General features: G+C 70.3%; 14 protein-coding genes. 11 read left to right on the plus strand and 3 right to left on the minus strand.

Going from position 1 to position 16,537, the window contains the following annotated elements; all coding sequences use genetic code 11:
* Positions 1-27: 27 nt before the first annotated feature.
* Positions 28-1,113, minus strand: a complete 1,086-nt coding sequence (locus OXU32_04320) for a P1 family peptidase (protein MDE0073194.1) — start codon at positions 1,111-1,113, stop codon at positions 28-30.
* 226 nt (positions 1,114-1,339) lie between these two features.
* Entirely contained in the window at positions 1,340-2,224 is an 885-nt protein-coding gene (cyoE, locus tag OXU32_04325) for a heme o synthase (protein ID MDE0073195.1), read from the minus strand.
* Between the two features lie 107 nt (positions 2,225-2,331).
* On the opposite strand from cyoE, the gene OXU32_04330 reads away from it, so the two are divergent.
* From OXU32_04330 to OXU32_04380, 11 genes are all read left to right on the plus strand, one after another.
* Positions 2,332-4,500 carry a GWxTD domain-containing protein gene (locus tag OXU32_04330; protein MDE0073196.1) on the plus strand — a complete coding sequence of 723 codons (2,169 nt, stop codon included), beginning with the start codon at positions 2,332-2,334 and terminating at the stop codon, positions 4,498-4,500.
* A gap of 134 nt (positions 4,501-4,634) precedes the next feature.
* Positions 4,635-5,822: a hypothetical protein gene (locus tag OXU32_04335; GenBank protein ID MDE0073197.1), complete on the plus strand. Its 1,188-nt coding sequence runs from the start codon at positions 4,635-4,637 to the stop codon at positions 5,820-5,822.
* The gene (locus tag OXU32_04340) at positions 5,819-6,487 is read left to right on the plus strand and encodes a hypothetical protein (GenBank protein ID MDE0073198.1); all 669 of its coding nucleotides are present in this window, start codon (positions 5,819-5,821) and stop codon (positions 6,485-6,487) included. The genes OXU32_04335 and OXU32_04340 overlap by 4 nt, the downstream gene beginning before the upstream one ends.
* A 62-nt stretch (positions 6,488-6,549) precedes the next feature.
* Positions 6,550-8,145: a bifunctional response regulator/alkaline phosphatase family protein gene (locus OXU32_04345; protein ID MDE0073199.1), complete on the plus strand. Its 1,596-nt coding sequence runs from the start codon at positions 6,550-6,552 to the stop codon at positions 8,143-8,145.
* Positions 8,142-9,998 (plus strand): ABC transporter ATP-binding protein, encoded by a 1,857-nt coding sequence (locus tag OXU32_04350; GenBank protein ID MDE0073200.1) that lies wholly within the window; start codon positions 8,142-8,144, stop codon positions 9,996-9,998. Before OXU32_04345 ends, OXU32_04350 begins: the two co-directional genes overlap by 4 nt.
* Before the next feature lie 18 nt (positions 9,999-10,016).
* A complete protein-coding gene (locus OXU32_04355) occupies positions 10,017-10,964 on the plus strand; it encodes a lysophospholipid acyltransferase family protein (protein ID MDE0073201.1) in 948 nt (315 codons plus the stop codon).
* A 92-nt stretch (positions 10,965-11,056) separates the two neighbouring features.
* The gene (locus OXU32_04360; protein ID MDE0073202.1) at positions 11,057-11,803 is read left to right on the plus strand and encodes a glycosyltransferase family 2 protein; all 747 of its coding nucleotides are present in this window, start codon (positions 11,057-11,059) and stop codon (positions 11,801-11,803) included.
* Entirely contained in the window at positions 11,800-12,615 is an 816-nt protein-coding gene (locus OXU32_04365) for a DUF3108 domain-containing protein (protein ID MDE0073203.1), read from the plus strand. The genes OXU32_04360 and OXU32_04365 overlap by 4 nt, the downstream gene beginning before the upstream one ends.
* Before the next feature lie 127 nt (positions 12,616-12,742).
* Positions 12,743-13,006 (plus strand): ribbon-helix-helix protein, CopG family, encoded by a 264-nt coding sequence (locus OXU32_04370; protein MDE0073204.1) that lies wholly within the window; start codon positions 12,743-12,745, stop codon positions 13,004-13,006.
* Positions 13,003-13,425, plus strand: a complete 423-nt coding sequence (locus OXU32_04375) for a PIN domain-containing protein (protein MDE0073205.1) — start codon at positions 13,003-13,005, stop codon at positions 13,423-13,425. Before OXU32_04370 ends, OXU32_04375 begins: the two co-directional genes overlap by 4 nt.
* An 8-nt stretch (positions 13,426-13,433) precedes the next feature.
* The gene (locus tag OXU32_04380; protein ID MDE0073206.1) at positions 13,434-15,185 is read left to right on the plus strand and encodes a stage II sporulation protein M; all 1,752 of its coding nucleotides are present in this window, start codon (positions 13,434-13,436) and stop codon (positions 15,183-15,185) included.
* Positions 15,186-15,192: 7 nt separating this feature from the next.
* On the opposite strand, the gene OXU32_04385 is transcribed toward OXU32_04380, so the two are convergent.
* Entirely contained in the window at positions 15,193-16,506 is a 1,314-nt protein-coding gene (locus tag OXU32_04385; protein ID MDE0073207.1) for a DUF58 domain-containing protein, read from the minus strand.
* Positions 16,507-16,537: the final 31 nt, after the last annotated feature.

Here is a 16,537-nt window from a genome sequence, read left to right on the forward strand (position 1 = left end):
CTCATCCGGCCCGGCCGGGCCGCTGCCTCAGGGGATGACGTTGTAGCGCCGCAGCACCTCCAGCGTCTCGTCGATGGGCAGGGCCTCCGCGGTGTTCCCCATCCCCGAAACGGTGGTGGCCTTGAAGAGCGAGTTGTAGACGGCCTCCTCGGTGGCTTCCACGGTGGCCAGGAAGAGCGACGACATGCGGTTGTTAGCGACCTCCTCGACGGCCAGCACGTCGTCCCCCCCACGCCGCACACCGGATGCAGTCGAGAAGGCGATCACGTAGTCGCCCGAGCCGTTGCCGGCGAACGATCCGGTGCGCGCCAGCCCCATCATGGCCCGCCGCGCCACGCGCTCGAGCTTGAGGGGGGAGAGGGGCGCGTCCGTCGCGACCACCATCATGATGGATCCCTGCCCCTCGTCTCCGCCTCCCCGCCCTTCGCCCTGGTCCGCGCCGAAGGGTGTGTCGCTGCCCGGCGCCGTCCCCTGAAACGAGTAGCGCCCCAGCTCGCGTCCCACCGGCGCCCCCGCGATCGAGAGGATGCCGCCGAAGTTGGACTGCACCAGCACGCCCACCGTGTACCCGCCCAGCTCGTCGGGCACCACCCGGCTGCTGGTGCCGATGCCGCCCTTCCAGCCGAACGCGCGGGTCCCCGTGCCGGCCCCCACCGACCCCTCCTCGACCGGGCCGGTGCGGGCCGACTCGAGTGCCGCGCGCACGTGCTCGGGAGTGATCGGCCGTGATCGGATGTCGTTCAGGCCGCCGTCGTTGGTCTCGCCCACGACCGGGTTGATGGAGCGCACCCCCTCCATCCCCTCGCGGGCCAGCATCCACTCCGTGAGAGCGTCCGCCGCCTTCCACACGCACAGCGTGCAGGTGAGCAGGACGGGCGTCTCCAGCTCCCCCAGCTCCCGCACCTGGGTCACGCCGAGCAGTTTGCCGAAGCCGTTGCCGACGTGCATTGCGGCCGGCACCCGGTCGCGGAAGACGTTCCCTCCGTGTGGCCGGATGGCCGTCACCCCGGTACGGACGCGGTCGCCCTCGCGCACAGTGGCGTGCCCCACCAGCACGCCCTCCACGTCCGTGATCGCGTTGTAGGGGCCCGGAGCGAAGATGCCTGGCGCGATCCCGACGTCGCGCGCCCGGGGCCGGGGTTCTTCCTGGGCGGAAGCCGCGGGAGCCCCCGAGCCGAACCCCGCAGCGACGAGCGCAGCGGCGGCGATGAGTGGTCGCGGCCGGAATGAACGGCGACGGGTTCGCGCGGCGGGAAACGGAAGGGGCGAAGACAGGACGTTCACGGTCGCGCTCCGGTTCAGGTGGTCGGCAGCCCGCGGAAGAACCCCTCGCGCGGATTCATCCACCGACTGCCAGGGTATCGACGATCAGCAGCACCAGCAGGCAGGGCTGATAGAGCAGGGTGCCCAGGAAGACCCGGCGCGCTCGACGGTCCGTAAGGCGCCCCGCGGCCGCGAACGTCACCGCCAGAAGGGCGATGCCCGCCAGCAATGCTCCGGCGGCGTATACGATGCCGGTCAGGTCGAGCAGCACGGGCGCAAGGCTCACCGGAACCAGCGCGGCGGCGGCCGCCAGCATGCGCAGGCTGAGGAGGCGTCCGTGCTCGTCGCCCGGGGGCGCCATGATGATGCCCGCGCGGGCATAGTCCTCGCGGCAGATCCACGCCAGCGCGAGGATGTGCGGAAGCTGCCATATGAAGAAGATCCCGAACACCGCGAACGCCTGTGCCGACAACGTGCCCGCCGCGGCACTCCAGCCCACCAGCACGGGAAGCGCGCCGGGAAACGCGCCCACCAGGCTCGCGAGCGAGGTTCGCGTCTTGAGCGGCGTGTACACCAGCACGTAGAGGGCGCTCGAGACGAGGGCGAGAATCGAGGGCAGCGCGCCGGCGGCCTCCCACAGGTAGAGGGCCCCGGCCACGGTTAGCAGGAGCCCGAAATCGCGAGCCTCGCGCGGAGTTACGCGCCCCGACGGGATCGGGCGTGCGCGGGTGCGCGTCATGAGCGCGTCCTCGCGGCGCTCGGCGTACTGGTTGAGCGCCAGCGCGCCACCCGTCACCAGTCCCGTCCCCAGCGCCGTGTGGACGATCAACAGAACCCCGAGGGCGCCGCCGACCGCGATATAGCAGGACACCCCGGTCAGGGTCATCACGAAACACGCGATCCCGGGCTTGGTCAGTTCCAGATACGCGCCGGGGCCGCGCGGACCGGTCGTGGAGTTCATGTGCTCGGTGCTCGGCGAGCGTAAAGGATTTGGAGGCGGCAAGTTGCCGGGGGTCGGGGGTACACGCAAGTTCCGCGTGTCTCGTCGCACCTGGTTTTCGGATGTCCATGAAGCAGATCGCCGCCTTCCTTCTGCTGTGTGCGCTGTCCCTGCCCCATGGGATCGTGGCTCAGCGCAACGCGGCGCGCGCGGCGCTCGAGGAGGGTGTCCGGCTGGCGCAGGAAGGCGATACCGCCCGTGCCCTGGGCCTTATCGAGCGAGCCGTCACGATCGATCCCGGGTACGCCGAGGCGCACTTCCTCAAGGGGGTGTATCACGCCCGGCAGGCTCCGCGCAGCACGGGTGACTTCCGTCGCCGCATCATCGCCCGCGAAGCGCTGGACCAGGCGGTGCGCCACGACCCGCAGAATCCCCTGTACCTGCTGGAGCTTGCCAGGCTCCTGATGATGCAGGAGATCCGCGTGGACGCACGCAGGATGCTCCGGCGGGCGCTGGATGTGGCCGAACGCGCCGACGCGCCCACGCTCGCGGAGGTCCACTACCAGCTCGGCATCTTCAGCGAGACGACCTGGCGCCGGCTTCGCTACCGCCGCCTTCTCCCCATCGGCATCGCGGAACTCCGCGGGGACATCGCCTTCGAGAGCGCGAACTACGTCTGGGACGTGCTCCAGGCTTCGGGCTACGCCCCGGGGCAGGGGGCCGCCGCGCGCGAGGCCATGCTCGACCACTTTCACCGGGCTCTGACCGCGAATCCCGCGCACACGGGGGCGGCGACCCATCTGCTGGCCTTCTACTACGACAGGGGGCGCATGGCCGAGTTCATGGCCGAAGCCCTGCGCTTCGTGCGCGCGGCCCCTTCCGAGCCCCGCGCCTATCTCGCGCTCGGCCTGGGACTGCACGCCGAGGGCCGCGACGACGAGGCCGCGGGCGCGTTCGAATATGCGGTCGAGCTGCTGCCGGAGGAGGTGCGCGCGGATTTCCTGGCGGTCTCGCGGCTGCTCACGCAGGATGACGCGGAGATCTTCGAGGCGCGGGTCGGCGCGGATCCGGCCGACGCGGCCCGCCGCTTCTGGACCGCGTGGGATCCGCTCTACCTGACGCCTTCAAACGAGTACTGGGCCGAGTACCTGTCGCGCATGGCCTACGTCGATCTCCGGTTCGGTCTGCCCGAGTACGATGTCCCGGGATGGCGCACCGACCGGGGCGAGATCTGGGTGCGCTACGGAAGACCGCTGCGCCAGGCGAGTTTCGGGGCCAACACGACGTCCGCCGGAGACCTGGAGTCCACCGGTCGGGTGACGACCGTTTGGAGCTACGGAAGGAACGGTCCGGTGTTCGTGTTCCGGGGCATGCCGGGATACCGCGGAGCCACCTTCGCCAACGACTTCCGCTTCTACGCCGAGAACTACCGGGCGCGCCAGCCCGCGCGCTTCACGGCGCCGTCGCTTCCCGCGCTCCTGCAGGTACCCGCTCAAATCGCGCGCTTCCGGGGTGTGGACGACGAGATCGATCTGGAGGTGTACGCGGCCGTCCCCCTGGATTCGCTCCGCGAGGCGGTCGGGATGGCGGCGGCCACCTTCGAAACCGGCCTCTTCGTGGTCGAGCCCGACGGGGCCGAGATTCGCCGCGTTACCGAGGCTCGGCAGGTGACCTTCGAGGCAGGCCGCGCGCTTCCCCTGAACTGGCGCACGACCGTGCCCGCCGGGCAGCCGCACATCGTGTCGGCGGAAGCGCGTGACCCGCTCAGCTGGGCGGCCGCCGTGCACCGGGCGCGCGTGGACGCCCGCAGCTTTCCCACCGGCGAACCGAGCGTAAGCGACATCCTCCTGACCCGGTCGCTCGAAGTCGTCACGGATCCTCCGCGCACGCGCACCGACTTCCGCATGGTGCCCGAGCCCACGCTCACCTACGCCCCCGATGACGAGATCGGCGTCTACTTCGAGCTCTACAACCTGCTGCCCGACTCGAACCAGGTCGCGTCCTACGACCTGGAGCTGGCGGTGACGGTGGAGGAGATCCATCGGACCGGGTCGTTGGTGCAGCTGCTGGGCGAGCTGGCGGACCGTTGGGGGCTGAGCGCCGAGGGCGACCAGGCCGTGCGCCTCACCTTCAGCAAGCAGAACCAGGTGCAGGCGAGGGACATGCTGCCCGAGTACTTCACCATCCAGCTCGACGAGCCGCCGCCGGGCCGCTACGGGCTGCGGCTGCGGGTCCTGGACCGCAATGCGCTCGTCCAGGTGGACGTGGAGCGGGAGTTCCAGGTGCGGGAGCCGTGAGCCGCCCGGTCTGCCGCCGGCCGCGCCCGAAGCGGTGGGGCGCGCGAGGACCGGCTCGGGCGCGGGATCGCGCCCCGGACCGCCCGTGGAAGGGATGCGGACCAGCCGTTTGCGCCGGCCTGCTGGTGGTGGCCGTGGCGCTGCCGCCGCCCACGGCCGCAACCGCGCAGGAATTCGGTCCCGGCGGCCACCGCAAGTGGCTGGGGGGCGCGATCGGAGCCGTGGCCATCGGCATCCCGACGTTCACTTCGGCCGACTTCAGTCCCAACCTGGGCACCTGCACCCGGACGGAGTGCTTCGCGCCGCTGGCCACGGCTGTCGGGTTCACCCTGGGCTTCCTGCTCGGCAAGGAATTCGACGACGGGGCCGCGCGACGGTTCGTGGCGGGTCCCCGGCTGGACCTCCGGCCGCGACAGACGGTCCAGCTTCCCTTCCTGCCCGACCGGGGCCGGGTGGCTGGGTCGGCCGCGCTCCTGAGCGGAGCTGAAGGACTGGTCTTGCTGGAGGGCGAGGCGCAGTCGCCGCTGGGGGGGTTGCGGGGGCTGCGTGATGCCGCGGTGGTCGAGGAGCGCGCGGCCCTCGTCGCGGCCACCCCGAACGGCCTGTTCGCCCTTCCGCTCCTGCGGGACGACAGACCCGGCCGGAGGGTCGACGCGCGCGGCGCCCGCCTGGTTGCGGCGGGGAGCGGCGGGGGGCTGGTGGTGTCGGGGGCGGGGGGTCTGCTCGGCTTCACCAGCCTCGGACAGGGCGCCGACCTGGAGCTGTCGGAAGCCGCGCGCACCACGGGCGACCCGCTGGCCGCCGACTTGGTCTGGCCGCGCGCATCACCGATCGCGTGGGTGCTGGAAGGCCCCCGCCTGGTGGCGCGCGACGGAGGCACGCTCGAGGAGATGGGGGCTCTGGAGTTGGCCGCGAGCGCCCGTTCGCTCGACGTGGAAGGCGCGCTCGGCGTGGTGGCCGCCGGCCGGGACGGCGTATACGTCATCGACGTGTCCGATCCGGCCATGCCCCGGCTCGCCGCCCGCTACCAGGGGGTTCGCAACGCCTTCGACGTGGCGCTGCTGGAGTCCCGAGCCTACATCGCCGCGGGCGAGCAGGGCCTGGTGGTTGTCGACATCGGGCGTCCCGCGGAACCGAAGGTGGCCGCGGTAGCCCGAAACCTCGGATCCCCCTCGTTGGTACTAAGGACTTCCGGGCTGGTGTGGGTCGTGGACGGCGCGACAAGCGAGGCTCATTCCGTCTCGTTTTCCGGCGTCGCGCCTCCCGAACAGCCGGGCTTCGCTCTCCCTCACCGAAGGAACTGGCCTCCATCAGACCGATGACACCGGGCAACTCGAGCAACCAGGACCGCCGCCGGCGCGAGAAGAAGCTCTGGCGCGCGGCGATGGGGCTATCGCTCGGCTTCCATCTGTTTCTGTTCCTCTTCTGGCGCATTCCGGCGCCCGTCGTGTCCCCGTACGCCGCCGCGGGTCCGCGCGCGGGCGACAACCGGGCCGCATCGGGTTCCATGCAGGCGCTGCGCCTGGCCATGGCGCCCCCCCGGCCCATCGTTCCTCCGCGCGTGCCCGCCCCCGTGCTTGTCGATGTCGAGCCGGTGGAGTTCGAGGAGTCGGTGGAAGTCGACTACGCGTCGCTCCTCGGGGAGCGACCCGGCGAAGGCGAGGGTCCCGGCATCGAGGAGGGCGAGGGGCGGGGGGACGGCGGCACGGCCGCCGAAGGGAGGTCGCGGACGATCCCTCCCTCGCCCCGCAGCATGATTCTGCCTCCCTCCAACCGCAGCCTGAGGGACCGGGAGGTGGAGGTCTGGGTGTTCGTCCTGGAGTCGGGGAGAGTCGCGGCGGATTCGGTCCGCCTGATGCCCCCCACCTCCGACCGCGACTTCAATCGCCGGCTGATACAGGAGGCCGCCCGCTGGATGTTCGAGCCGGCGCGCCGGGGCGGGCTGCCCGTGGCGGCCTGGTTCCGCTATGTCATCAGCATGGAATAGACTCCTTCTTCCACTGCCCCGGAGGGCCCACGAGCCGCCAGCAGCGGCCAGGCGGCCAACGAATGAAACCACTTCCCTCCACCCGCGCCAAGCGCGTTCTCTGGGTCGACGACGAGATCGACCGCCTGCGGCCACACCTCCTGTTTCTGCAGCAGCGGGGCTACCATGTGGACGCCATCACCAACGGCGACGATGCCCTCGTGCTCCTGCGCCGGAACCACTACGACCTGGTCATGCTCGACGAGCAGATGCCCGGGCGCCGGGGCCTCGAAGTGCTTTCCATCCTGCGGCGGATGGATCCCAATGCCCGCGTCGTCATGGTGACCAAGTCGGAGGAAGACCGCACCATGACCGAGGCGATCGGGCGGCGCGTCGAGGACTATCTGGTCAAGCCGACCAGCCCGCGCCAGGTGCTTTCGGTGGTTACCCGCATCCTCGAAGGGTCGAGCATTCGCCAGCAGCAGGTGGCCCGCGACTTCGCGGCGCGCTTCGGATCGCTCTCGGCGCTGCGTGCGGAGGTCCGCACCCATGAGCGGTTCGCCTCCCTGTATGCGGAGCTGGTGGACTGGCACATCCGGCTGGATCAGGCGGGAGAGACCGGTCTGCTGGATTCCGTCAACGGGATCATGGCCGAGCTTCGCCACGACTTCGGAACCTGGATCACCCGCAACTATCCTCGCTGGGTGAAGGGCGCGGGCCCGGCCCGGCCCGAACTCTCGACCGACATCGTGAAGAACCACGTGGCGCCCCTGCTGGGCACCGATCCGGTGGTCTTCGTGATCCTCGACTGCATGAGGCTCGACCAGTGGCGCGTCATCGCACCCCTGCTGTCCCCCATGTTCGAGATCCAGGAGAAGCTCTACTACTCCATCCTGCCCACCGCCACGCCCTACGCGCGCAACGCCATCTTCGGCGGACTGTTCCCGGACGAAATCGCCCGGCTGCGCCCCGGCTGGTGGGACGCGTCCGACGACGAAGGGAGCCTGAACGCCTTCGAGGACGAGTTGCTGGCAGCGCAACTCTGGCGGCTGACCGGGCGCGACGTGCCGCTGCACTACGAAAAGATCTTCACCGACCGGGAAGGCGACCAGGTTCGGGCGCGCTTCCGTTCGGCCGTGCGCACCGAGGGCTCGCTGGTGGCGCTGGTATTCAACTTCGTGGACCTGATGACGCATGGACGCAGCGAGTCCCCGGTGCTCATGGAGGTGGCCAGGGACGAGGTCGCGCTGCGCAACCTGACGCGGGCCTGGTTCGAACGCTCTACCGCCTTCCAGGTCCTGAAGGAAGCCGCGACGGCGGGCTATCCCGTGGTGCTCACCACCGATCACGGCTCGATCCACTGCAACCGTCCGACCACCATCTACGCCCGCAAGGACGCCACCACCAACCTGCGCTACAAGTTCGGGGTGGATCTCCGGACCGCGAGCAGGTCCACCGTCTTCAGCACCAAGCGGGCCCGCGACCTGCGGCTGCCCGGGGGACGGATGGGAACGACCTACGTCGTCGCCCGGGACGACTACTTCATGGTGTATCCCACGAAGCTGCGGGAATACCAGTCACGCTACCGCGGGTCCTTCCTGCACGGCGGCATCTCGCCGGAGGAGATGATCGTGCCGGTCGCGCGCCTGCAGCCCCGAGGCCGGAGCACGCTGGATTGAGGCTGTATCTCCGCATCCTGCGGTATCTGGGTCCCTACGTCGCGGTGTTCCTGGGGGCCGTGGCCGCGAGCATCCTGTTCGCCGCCTTCGACGCCTTCTCGATGGTGCTCCTGATCCCGTTCCTGAGCGTCCTGATGACGCCGGAGGCAGGTGCCTCGAGCGGGGTCGGCGACGGGATGCTGGGCCGGCTGCTGGACGCCACCGCGGGCCGCTTCGTCGCCGGCGCGTCGGGACCGCAGGAGGCGGTTCAGGCGCTCATCCTGCTGATCCTCGCCGTGTTCGCAGTCAAGAACGTCTTCGACTTCCTGAAGACCTGGCTGGCGGCGCGCGTGGAGCAGGGGGTGACCCGCGACCTGCGCAACCAGGTGCACGATCACCTGCTCGAGCTCGACCTGGTCTTCTTCGGACGAACGCGCATCGGGCAGATCGTCTCCCGGCTGACCCACGACGTCGAGCTGGTGCGGACCCTGTTTACGCGCGAGTTCATGCGCGGCATCTCGGCCGCCTTCGAGGTGGTAGCCGTTGTGGTGCTCATGGTGGCGGTGTCGCCTTCGCTGACGCTGCTCTCGGTCGCCGTGCTGCCGGGCATGGTGGTCATCTGGGGGCCGATGCTGAAGAAGCTGCGCCGGGAGGACGGCCGCGTGCTCGACCAGGCCGCCGAGGTGAACGCCCGGATCCAGGAGACCTTTTCGGGAATCCGTCTGGTGAAGGGGTCCGCGGCCGAGGACTACGAACGCGGGCGCTTTCATGCCCTTACCGGACGATACTTCCGCACCTTCCTGCGCACGGAGCGGGTGCGCGCCCTGGCGGCCCCCGTGACCGAAATGGTGGCGGCGCTCGGCACCATCGTCATCCTCTGGTACGGCACGCGGCTGGTCCTCGTGCAGGGCGACCTCACCGGGCCGGCGTTCATGGGTTTCGTCGCGCTGAGCACGAAGCTCTACAGGCCGGTCAAGTACCTGAGCAGGCTGCCCGCCATGATCCAGCCCGCCCTGGTGGGAGGCCGCAGGCTGTTCGAGTACCTGGACGCGCCAGCGGCCATTCGCGACCGGCCGGACGCGCTGCCGTTCCCGGGCCTGGAGCGCGAGATCGTGTTCGACCGGGTAGGGTTCGGCTACCGCGAGGGAAGCCCCGTGCTGGAGGATGTTTCGCTTGTGGTAGAGCGCGGAGCCATGGTGGCCGTGGTGGGGCCGAGCGGGGCCGGGAAGAGCACCCTGGTGGATCTGCTCAGCCTGTTCTTCGAGGTCACCTCGGGGAGGATCCTGATCGACGGCACGGACATCCGGCGGTTCCGGCTGCGCAGTCTGCGGGCGATGATGGGCATCGTTTCGCAGGAGACCGTGCTCTTCCACGACACCGTGCGCGCCAACATCGCCTACGGGTTGCCCGGGGCCGGGGCGGGGGAGGTGGAGGAGGCGGCGCGCGCGGCGGGTGCGCACGAATTCATCGAGGCGCTGCCCGGGGGCTACGACACCGTGGTCGGCGAGCGCGGCGCCGAACTCTCCGGCGGACAGCGCCAGAGGCTCGCGATCGCGCGCGCCATCCTGCGCGATCCTCCGATCCTGATCCTCGACGAGGCCACCAGTTCGCTCGACACCGCGTCGGAACGCCGCGTGCAGCGCGCCCTGGACCGGCTCAGCGAAGGACGAACCGTGTTCGTAATCGCGCACCGTCTGTCCACCGTTCAGCGCGCGCACGCGATCTTCGTGCTGGACGGGGGCCGGATCGTCGAAGTCGGGGATCACGACCAGCTCATGCGCGCGGGAGGGCTGTACTGCCGGCTCCACGAGATGCAGAGCGGGTCGCCGGCGGGCGGGCACCGTATTCCGGAAGTGGCCGCGGCGCGGGGTTGATTCCGGCGGGGAGCATGCATGGGGGCGTCTGAGGGACAGCGCGTGCGTGTCCGACACCGGGTCGAATACGCGGTCTTCCGCATGGCCGCCGGGTGTGCGCGGCTGCTTCCGGGACGGTGGGTCCAGGGCCTGGGGGCGGTGGCGGGATGGCTGGCCGGCAGCGTGCTGGGCATCCGCCGCCGGGTCACCGCGGAGAACCTGGCGCGCGCCTTTCCGGAGCGCTCGTCCGCCTGGCGGGCCCGGGTGGCGCGGGAGAGCTACCGCCATCTGGGACGCACCGCGGCCACCACCTTCCGGCTCGCGCGCCTGACGAGCGCCGAGATCCTCGCGCTCTCCCGGGTGGAGGGGCGGGAGCTGCTGGCGGAGCCGGTGGCGCGCGGCGAGGGCGCCATCCTGGTGACCGGCCACATCGGCAACTGGGAGGTGGGGGGCGGGGCGCTGGCTTGCCGCGGCCTTCCGCTGGACGTGGTGGTGCGCCCCCAGAACAACCCGCTCTTCGACCGTGCACTGGTGCGGGCCCGCCGCCGGCTGGGCATGAACGTGGTCTCGCGCAACGACACGGTACACGTCCTGCTCCGCTCGCTCCGCAAAGGCCGCGTCGTCGTGCTGCTCGCCGACCAGAATGCCCACGCGCGCGGCCTGCCGGTGGAATTCTTCGGAGAGCCGGCCTCGACCGCCCGTGGCGCGGCCCTCCTCTCACTGCGCAGCGGCGCACCCCTGGTGCTGGGTGTCGCCCTCCATCATCCGGCGGCCCCCGTTCCCCATCATCTCGTTCTGGAACAGGTCTCGGTTTCACCGAGCGGCGTGTCGGCCCGCGACGTGGAAGCGCTGACGCGCGCGCACGTCGCCGCGCTCGAGCGCTGGGTGCGGCGCTATCCGGGCCAGTATCTCTGGCAACACCGGCGGTGGTCCCGCCCGCGAGCCTCCGGCCGGCCGCCGGAACCGTCCCCGCGCGGTCAGGTATAAGCGCCAGCCTGTTTGTTCCCACCGTCCGCGGTTCTGTTCGGCACCGATCTTGCACCGCCGAGAGGACGTTCCGCGACGTCACGGAGTCCAGCTTGGTCTATATCTGCATACCTGCCCGCAACGAAGAGAACACCATCGGCGTGCTTCTCTGGAAGATCCGTCAGGTCATGGCCGGCTTCGGCCGCGACTACGAGATTCTCGTTCTCGACGACGGCTCCAGCGACGATACGCGCTCGCTGCTGTCGAGCTATCGGCGCGTTGTGCCGCTCGTGATCCTGTACGGCAAGAAGCGATTGGGGTATGCGGGGGCGACGGAAGAGCTGCTGCGCCACGCCGCGCGCCGGGCCGAGTATCCGAAGCGGGATGTGGCCGTGACCCTTCAGGCCGATTTCAGCGACGACCCCGCGGGCATCGTACCCCTCCTGAAGACCATCGAAGGGGGTACGGATGTCGTGAGCGTAGCCTACGCCGGGGAGCCGCCCGGACTGACCCGGTCCGCCCGCCTTACCCGCTGGGTCGGGCGCCACTGGCTGCGAAGGGCGCTCCGCTCGGCGCCGGTGTCGGATCCGTTCGGGGGCTTCCGGGCATATCGCATCGTGGTCCTCCGGAAGATGTTTGGCGAAGCCGGAGAGGAGGGGCTGGGGCTCGGAGAGGGCTGGGCCGGCAACCTGGAGCTGCTCGGGCGTGCGCTTCCCCATGCCCGCGCGGTCGCCGAGGCCGTGGTCGAGGCGCCCCGCAACCGGCGGGTGCGGGGTTCGCGTTTCAGGGCGTGGCGCACGCTGAGGGGCCTGGGCCGCGCGCGCGGACGGATAACCTTTGCCGCCGCGCAGGGATCATGAGACGCCCGATCGGTCTCGCGTTCGCGCTGAGCCTCGCCGCCGTCTCGCCGGCCGAGGCCCGCGCGCAGGCGCAGGCGCCCTGGATGAGGCCGGCGGAACCCATCGCGGCCCCCGTGCCGTTCGAGGTGGGCGAGTTCCTGGAATACAAGGTCAAGCTGGGAATCCTCGACGCCGGCGAAGGATCGCTGGAGGTTGCCGCCATCGAAGCGGTGCGGGGAACCCCGGCCTACCGTGCCGTCATGAGGATAGACGGCGGCATACTGTTTGCGCGCGTGCGCGACGTGTTCCAGACCTGGTTCGACACCCGCACGCTGACCAGCCTTCGCTTCATCCAGGACCAGAACGAAGTCGGATCGAAGCGCTATCGGCACTACGAGATGTTCCCGGAGCGCGGGGTCTGGGAACGCAGGGACGACGAAGAGGTGGGCGACCTGCCCACATCCCTGCCCCTCGACGACATCTCCTTCGTCTACTTCATCCGCACCCTGCCGCTGGAGGTGGGCGACGTCTACACCTTCAACAGGTACTTCAAGGACACGGGCAATCCGGTAGTCATACGGGTGCTGCGCAAGGAAGAGAAGGAGGTCCCCGCGGGCATCTTCAAGACCATCGTGGTGCAGCCGATCATCCGCACCCGGGGCCTCTTCGGCCAGGGCGGCAGGGCCGAACTGTACTTCAGCGACGACGACCGCCGGGCGCTCGTGTACATGAGGTCGAGCATCCCGATCGTCGGCAGCCTCACCCTGCACCTCACCAACCCGCCCGCCTGGCAACCCCAGCCCGGCGACACCACGGGCATGACGCCGCCGTAGCACCACTCCCGTTTGTTGCGGCCGCGCCACCGTATTACACTCGTAATACGCGGGCACGGCCGGCCTCCGTGGTCCGGCCCGATCCTCGCTCGCGAGGTCCTTCGTTCGGCCGGGAGCGATGATCTGAATGGCAACTCGGACGGTGCGTCTCGGACGGGAAGGGGAGACAACCCTGGCCGATCTGCGGGACCGGACCGGCCTGTCCATTTCGGAGGTGATCCGGCAGGCGCTGCGCACCCTGGCGGCGGAGCTGGACAGGGAAGCCACCTCGCGCCCGTACGACGTCTTCCGGAAGATCCCCCTGCCGCGGTCGGGCGGGTATGCTCTGGCGCCCGCCTTCCGCGCCAAGCAGGCGGTGGTGCTCGTGATCCGGCGGAGGCACGCATCGTGATTCTGGTCGATACCGGACCGCTGGTGGCCCTGTTCACTCCCACCGATGACTACCACCGTCACTGCGTCGCGATTCTGGAGTCGCTGAACGAGGAGCTGGTGACCACGGCGCCGGTGCTGACCGAGGCGTTCCATCTGCTGCGCCCGGGGAGTCAGGGTCCGCCCAGGCTCATGGAGTTCGTGCGGCAGGGCGGGCTCCGGGTTCTGCCGATGGACGGCGAATGCCTGCTGCGCGGCTTCCAGCTCATGGACCGGTACGCGGACATGGCGATGGACTTTGCCGACGCCTCCATCGTGGCCACGGCGGAGGGCCACAGGATCCACAGGGTGTTCACCCTGGACAGACGGCGCTTCGCGTCCTACCGCGTGAAGCGCGGCCACCGGCGCGTCCCTCTTTCGTTCGCGGAGCCACCCGGATAAGCGCGGCAGTGTCGGAGAAGCCGCCAACGGGGCGCCGGCTCCGGCTGGAGACCCCCGAGCACGTCCGGCTGGACTACGAGCTGGCCGACGTGGGCTCGCGCCTGGCTGCTCTGCTGATCGACATGGCGATCATCGTGGGCGGCCTGATCCTGCTCGCGATGGCCAGCGCGCTGCTGCGGCGGGGCGGATTGTCCCTGGGCGAGAGTCTGGCGGCGAGCGTCGTGGTGCTCGGTTTCTTTGTGCTGCAATGGGGATACTTCCTGCTGTTCGAGTTGCTGCGCGACGGCCAGACGCCCGGAAAGCGCGCCCTCCGCCTGCGGGTGCTCCACTCGAGCGGCCAACCTCTCTCGGTGCGCGGCTCGGTGATCCGCAACGTGCTGCGCATCGTCGACTTCCAGCCGGCGGTGACGGGTGTGCTGGGCGGGGGAGTGATCATGCTCACCGGCAGGTCCCAGCGACTGGGCGACCTGGCCGCCGACACCATCGTGGTGCGCGACGGTGGCGCGGACGAAGTGGCCTGGCCCGAAGCCTCGGCCGCCCCGGCGGCCGGCCGACCGCTGCTCTCGGCCGAGCAGTTCGAGCTCCTGACCAACTATCGCCGCCGGCGCGCGGACCTGGCGCCCGAGGCGCTGCACTCGGTCGCGAGCGCGGTGTTGCAGGCGATCCGCCCGGCCGTGGAGGGCCATTCCCTTCTCGGAACGGTGTCGGCCGACGAGTTCCTGGTGCGGCTGCACGACGAGGAGGAGCCGCGCCGGGCGGCGGCGGGCGGTGTGTGGGGACTGCAGGCCGCCGCCCTGGTGCGGGAGCAGCGGCAGGAATGGGCCAGGTACGGCGAACTCCTGCGCGAGAGTCGCAGGGGCGGACTCGCGCGGCTTCCCGAAACGGAGCTCAGGACCTTCGGGCGTCTGTATCGCGGGATGACCGCCGACCTGGCGCGCGCCCGCACCTACGGCGCTCCCGCGTCGGTGCTGCGCAGCCTGGAACGCTGGGCCGGAGCTGGCCACAATCTCCTCTACCGGGTGACCGGGGAGTCCATCGTGTCGGTGCGCCGCTGGATGGCATCCGGTTTTCCGAAGGCGGTGAGGACGTATCACCGGCCCATCCTGCTTGCGGTCCTGCTCCTCTTCGGCCCCATGGGCATCTCGTTCGGCCTGGTGCGATCGAATCCGGTCCTGGCCCGCTACATGACTTCGTCGGCCATGCTGGAGCGGGCGGAGTCGACCCCGGCGGGAGACATCGACGCCGAATACGTCGACATCCCGGGCACGCTCATGCCGCTGGCCTCCACGAGTCTCATCACCAACAACGTGCAGGTTGCCCTGCTGGCTTTCGCGGGCGGGGTTCTGGCGGGATCGCTGACCGTGCTGCTGCTGGTGTTCAACGGCGTGCACCTGGGCACCGTGCTGGGGCTGTACGCAAACGAGGGGCTGCTGGGGGTCATTCTCGCGTTCGTGTTCCCGCACGGCTTCATGGAGCTCACCGCCATCTGCCTGGCGGGCGGCGCCGGGCTCTGGCTCGGATCCGCCGTCCTGGCGCCGGGTCGCCGCACGCGCCGGGCGGCGCTGCAGGCGCGAGGCCGGGAAGCGCTCTCGCTCCTGGCGGGCGTCGTCGGACTGCTCGTTGTCGCGGGGGTCGTCGAGGGCTTCTATTCCCCGTCCGGCCTGCCGGCGTCCGCGAAGTTCGCGTTCGGTGGAGCGACGGCGGTCTTGCTGGCGGTCTATTTCGCCCTGGGCGGGCGGAGGGAGGCGAATCGGGCGTAGGGATTCTCTACAGCAATCCCCGTTCCTTCACCTCCATGTACTTGTCGAGCGTGGCCGCGAGCGTCTCGGCGGGCGGGACGTCCACCACGAGGATTCCGGAACGCCGCATGGCCTGGAGCGCCAGGGCACGCGCCTGCACCAGTTCGGCGGCGGCCGCCCGGCGGAACGCGTCGGCGTCGGTTCTGACCAACTGGCCGGCGGCTTCCGCCAGCCCCGGGTTGCCGATGGTCACGGCGAGCGGGAGGTGCGCGCGCGCGATCCGGCCCAGCGAGCGAACCAGGGCCCGCGACACCGTCTCGTCGATCACGTCGGAGAAGAGCACCACCAGCGAACGCTTGCTGAAGGTTCGCCCCAGCGTCGCCATGGCGAGGGGGTAGTTGGGCTCCACCAGGCGCGTCTCGACCCCGGTGAGCGTCTCCGCAAGCCGCGGAAGGTTCACGCGCCTCGGCGCCGACAGGTGGCGGATACGGTCGTCGAAGACCATCACGCCGAGGCGATCCCCGTAGGCCTGCGCGCGGCTGGCCAGCAGCATGCTCGCGGCCAGCGCGATGTCGGCCCGCTCCCGGTCGAGGATGGTCTCGCGCATGTGACGGCCCGCGTCGATGGCGAGGACGAGGTGCTGTCCGCGCTCCGCCTGGTAGTTGCGCACCAGGAAGTGCCGGCGCCGGGCGGAGGCCTTCCAGTCGATGGTGCGCGGATCGTCCCCCTTCACGTACTCTCGCAGGCTCTCGAATTCGGTCCCCTCCGCGCGCATGCGCGTGCGGCGGGGTCCCATCTCGTGGAGCGGGCGGCGAAGGCTGTGCTTCCTGTCGCGCAGGAAGTCGCGAATGCCCGGCTGTACGCGCACCACGTCGGTGGCCGAGACCGTGACACGCGTCCATGCGAGTCCGAGCGGGCCCAGCGCACGCAGATGCATGTCGCCGAGCTCGAGAAAGCCACGCCCACGCGGCCGCATCCGGTAGGAGCGCGAGACCGATCCCCCGGGGGGCACTGCCAGTCGCACGCCCGCGTTCCAGTCGTCGTCGCTCCGCCGGGCGCCACGGCGCTCGAACCTCGCGTCGATGTCGTCGGTGAACATCACGCGGACGGCGCGCGGAGTGGGGTTGGCGACCGTGACGACCACTTCCCAGAACGTGCCCAGGGAGGCCACCTCGGGAGCCCGCCGCCTCGCTTCGGGGGCCTGCGTCCGGCGTGCGTCCAGCAGGATCAGCCCCCCGATGACCAGATCGACCAGCAGCGCGACCGGAACCGACACCGCCAGCAGCGGCGAAGCCAGCGCGAGCAGCCAGAGGGCGCGCCGGCTCGGGACAGCGCGGATCATCGCCGCTCGAATGCCGGGGAGGGTTCGTCCA

The sequence above is a fragment of the Gammaproteobacteria bacterium genome (genome assembly GCA_028819075.1).
In the GTDB taxonomy this organism is placed as follows: domain Bacteria; phylum Gemmatimonadota; class Gemmatimonadetes; order Longimicrobiales; family Gaopeijiaceae; genus BD2-11.

Bases quoted from the DNA above. Each gene is read 5' to 3' on its own strand.
- cyoE (MDE0073195.1), bottom strand. From the start codon at position 2,224: ATGAACTCCACGACCGGTCCGCGCGGCCCCGGCGCGTATCTGGAACTG.
- OXU32_04330 (MDE0073196.1), top strand. From the start codon at position 2,332: ATGAAGCAGATCGCCGCCTTCCTTCTGCTGTGTGCGCTGTCCCTGCCC.
- OXU32_04340 (MDE0073198.1), top strand. From the start codon at position 5,819: ATGACACCGGGCAACTCGAGCAACCAGGACCGCCGCCGGCGCGAGAAG.
- OXU32_04345 (MDE0073199.1), top strand. From the start codon at position 6,550: ATGAAACCACTTCCCTCCACCCGCGCCAAGCGCGTTCTCTGGGTCGAC.
- OXU32_04355 (MDE0073201.1), top strand. From the start codon at position 10,017: ATGGGGGCGTCTGAGGGACAGCGCGTGCGTGTCCGACACCGGGTCGAA.
- OXU32_04365 (MDE0073203.1), top strand. From the start codon at position 11,800: ATGAGACGCCCGATCGGTCTCGCGTTCGCGCTGAGCCTCGCCGCCGTC.
- OXU32_04370 (MDE0073204.1), top strand. From the start codon at position 12,743: ATGGCAACTCGGACGGTGCGTCTCGGACGGGAAGGGGAGACAACCCTG.
- OXU32_04385 (MDE0073207.1), bottom strand. From the start codon at position 16,506: ATGATCCGCGCTGTCCCGAGCCGGCGCGCCCTCTGGCTGCTCGCGCTG.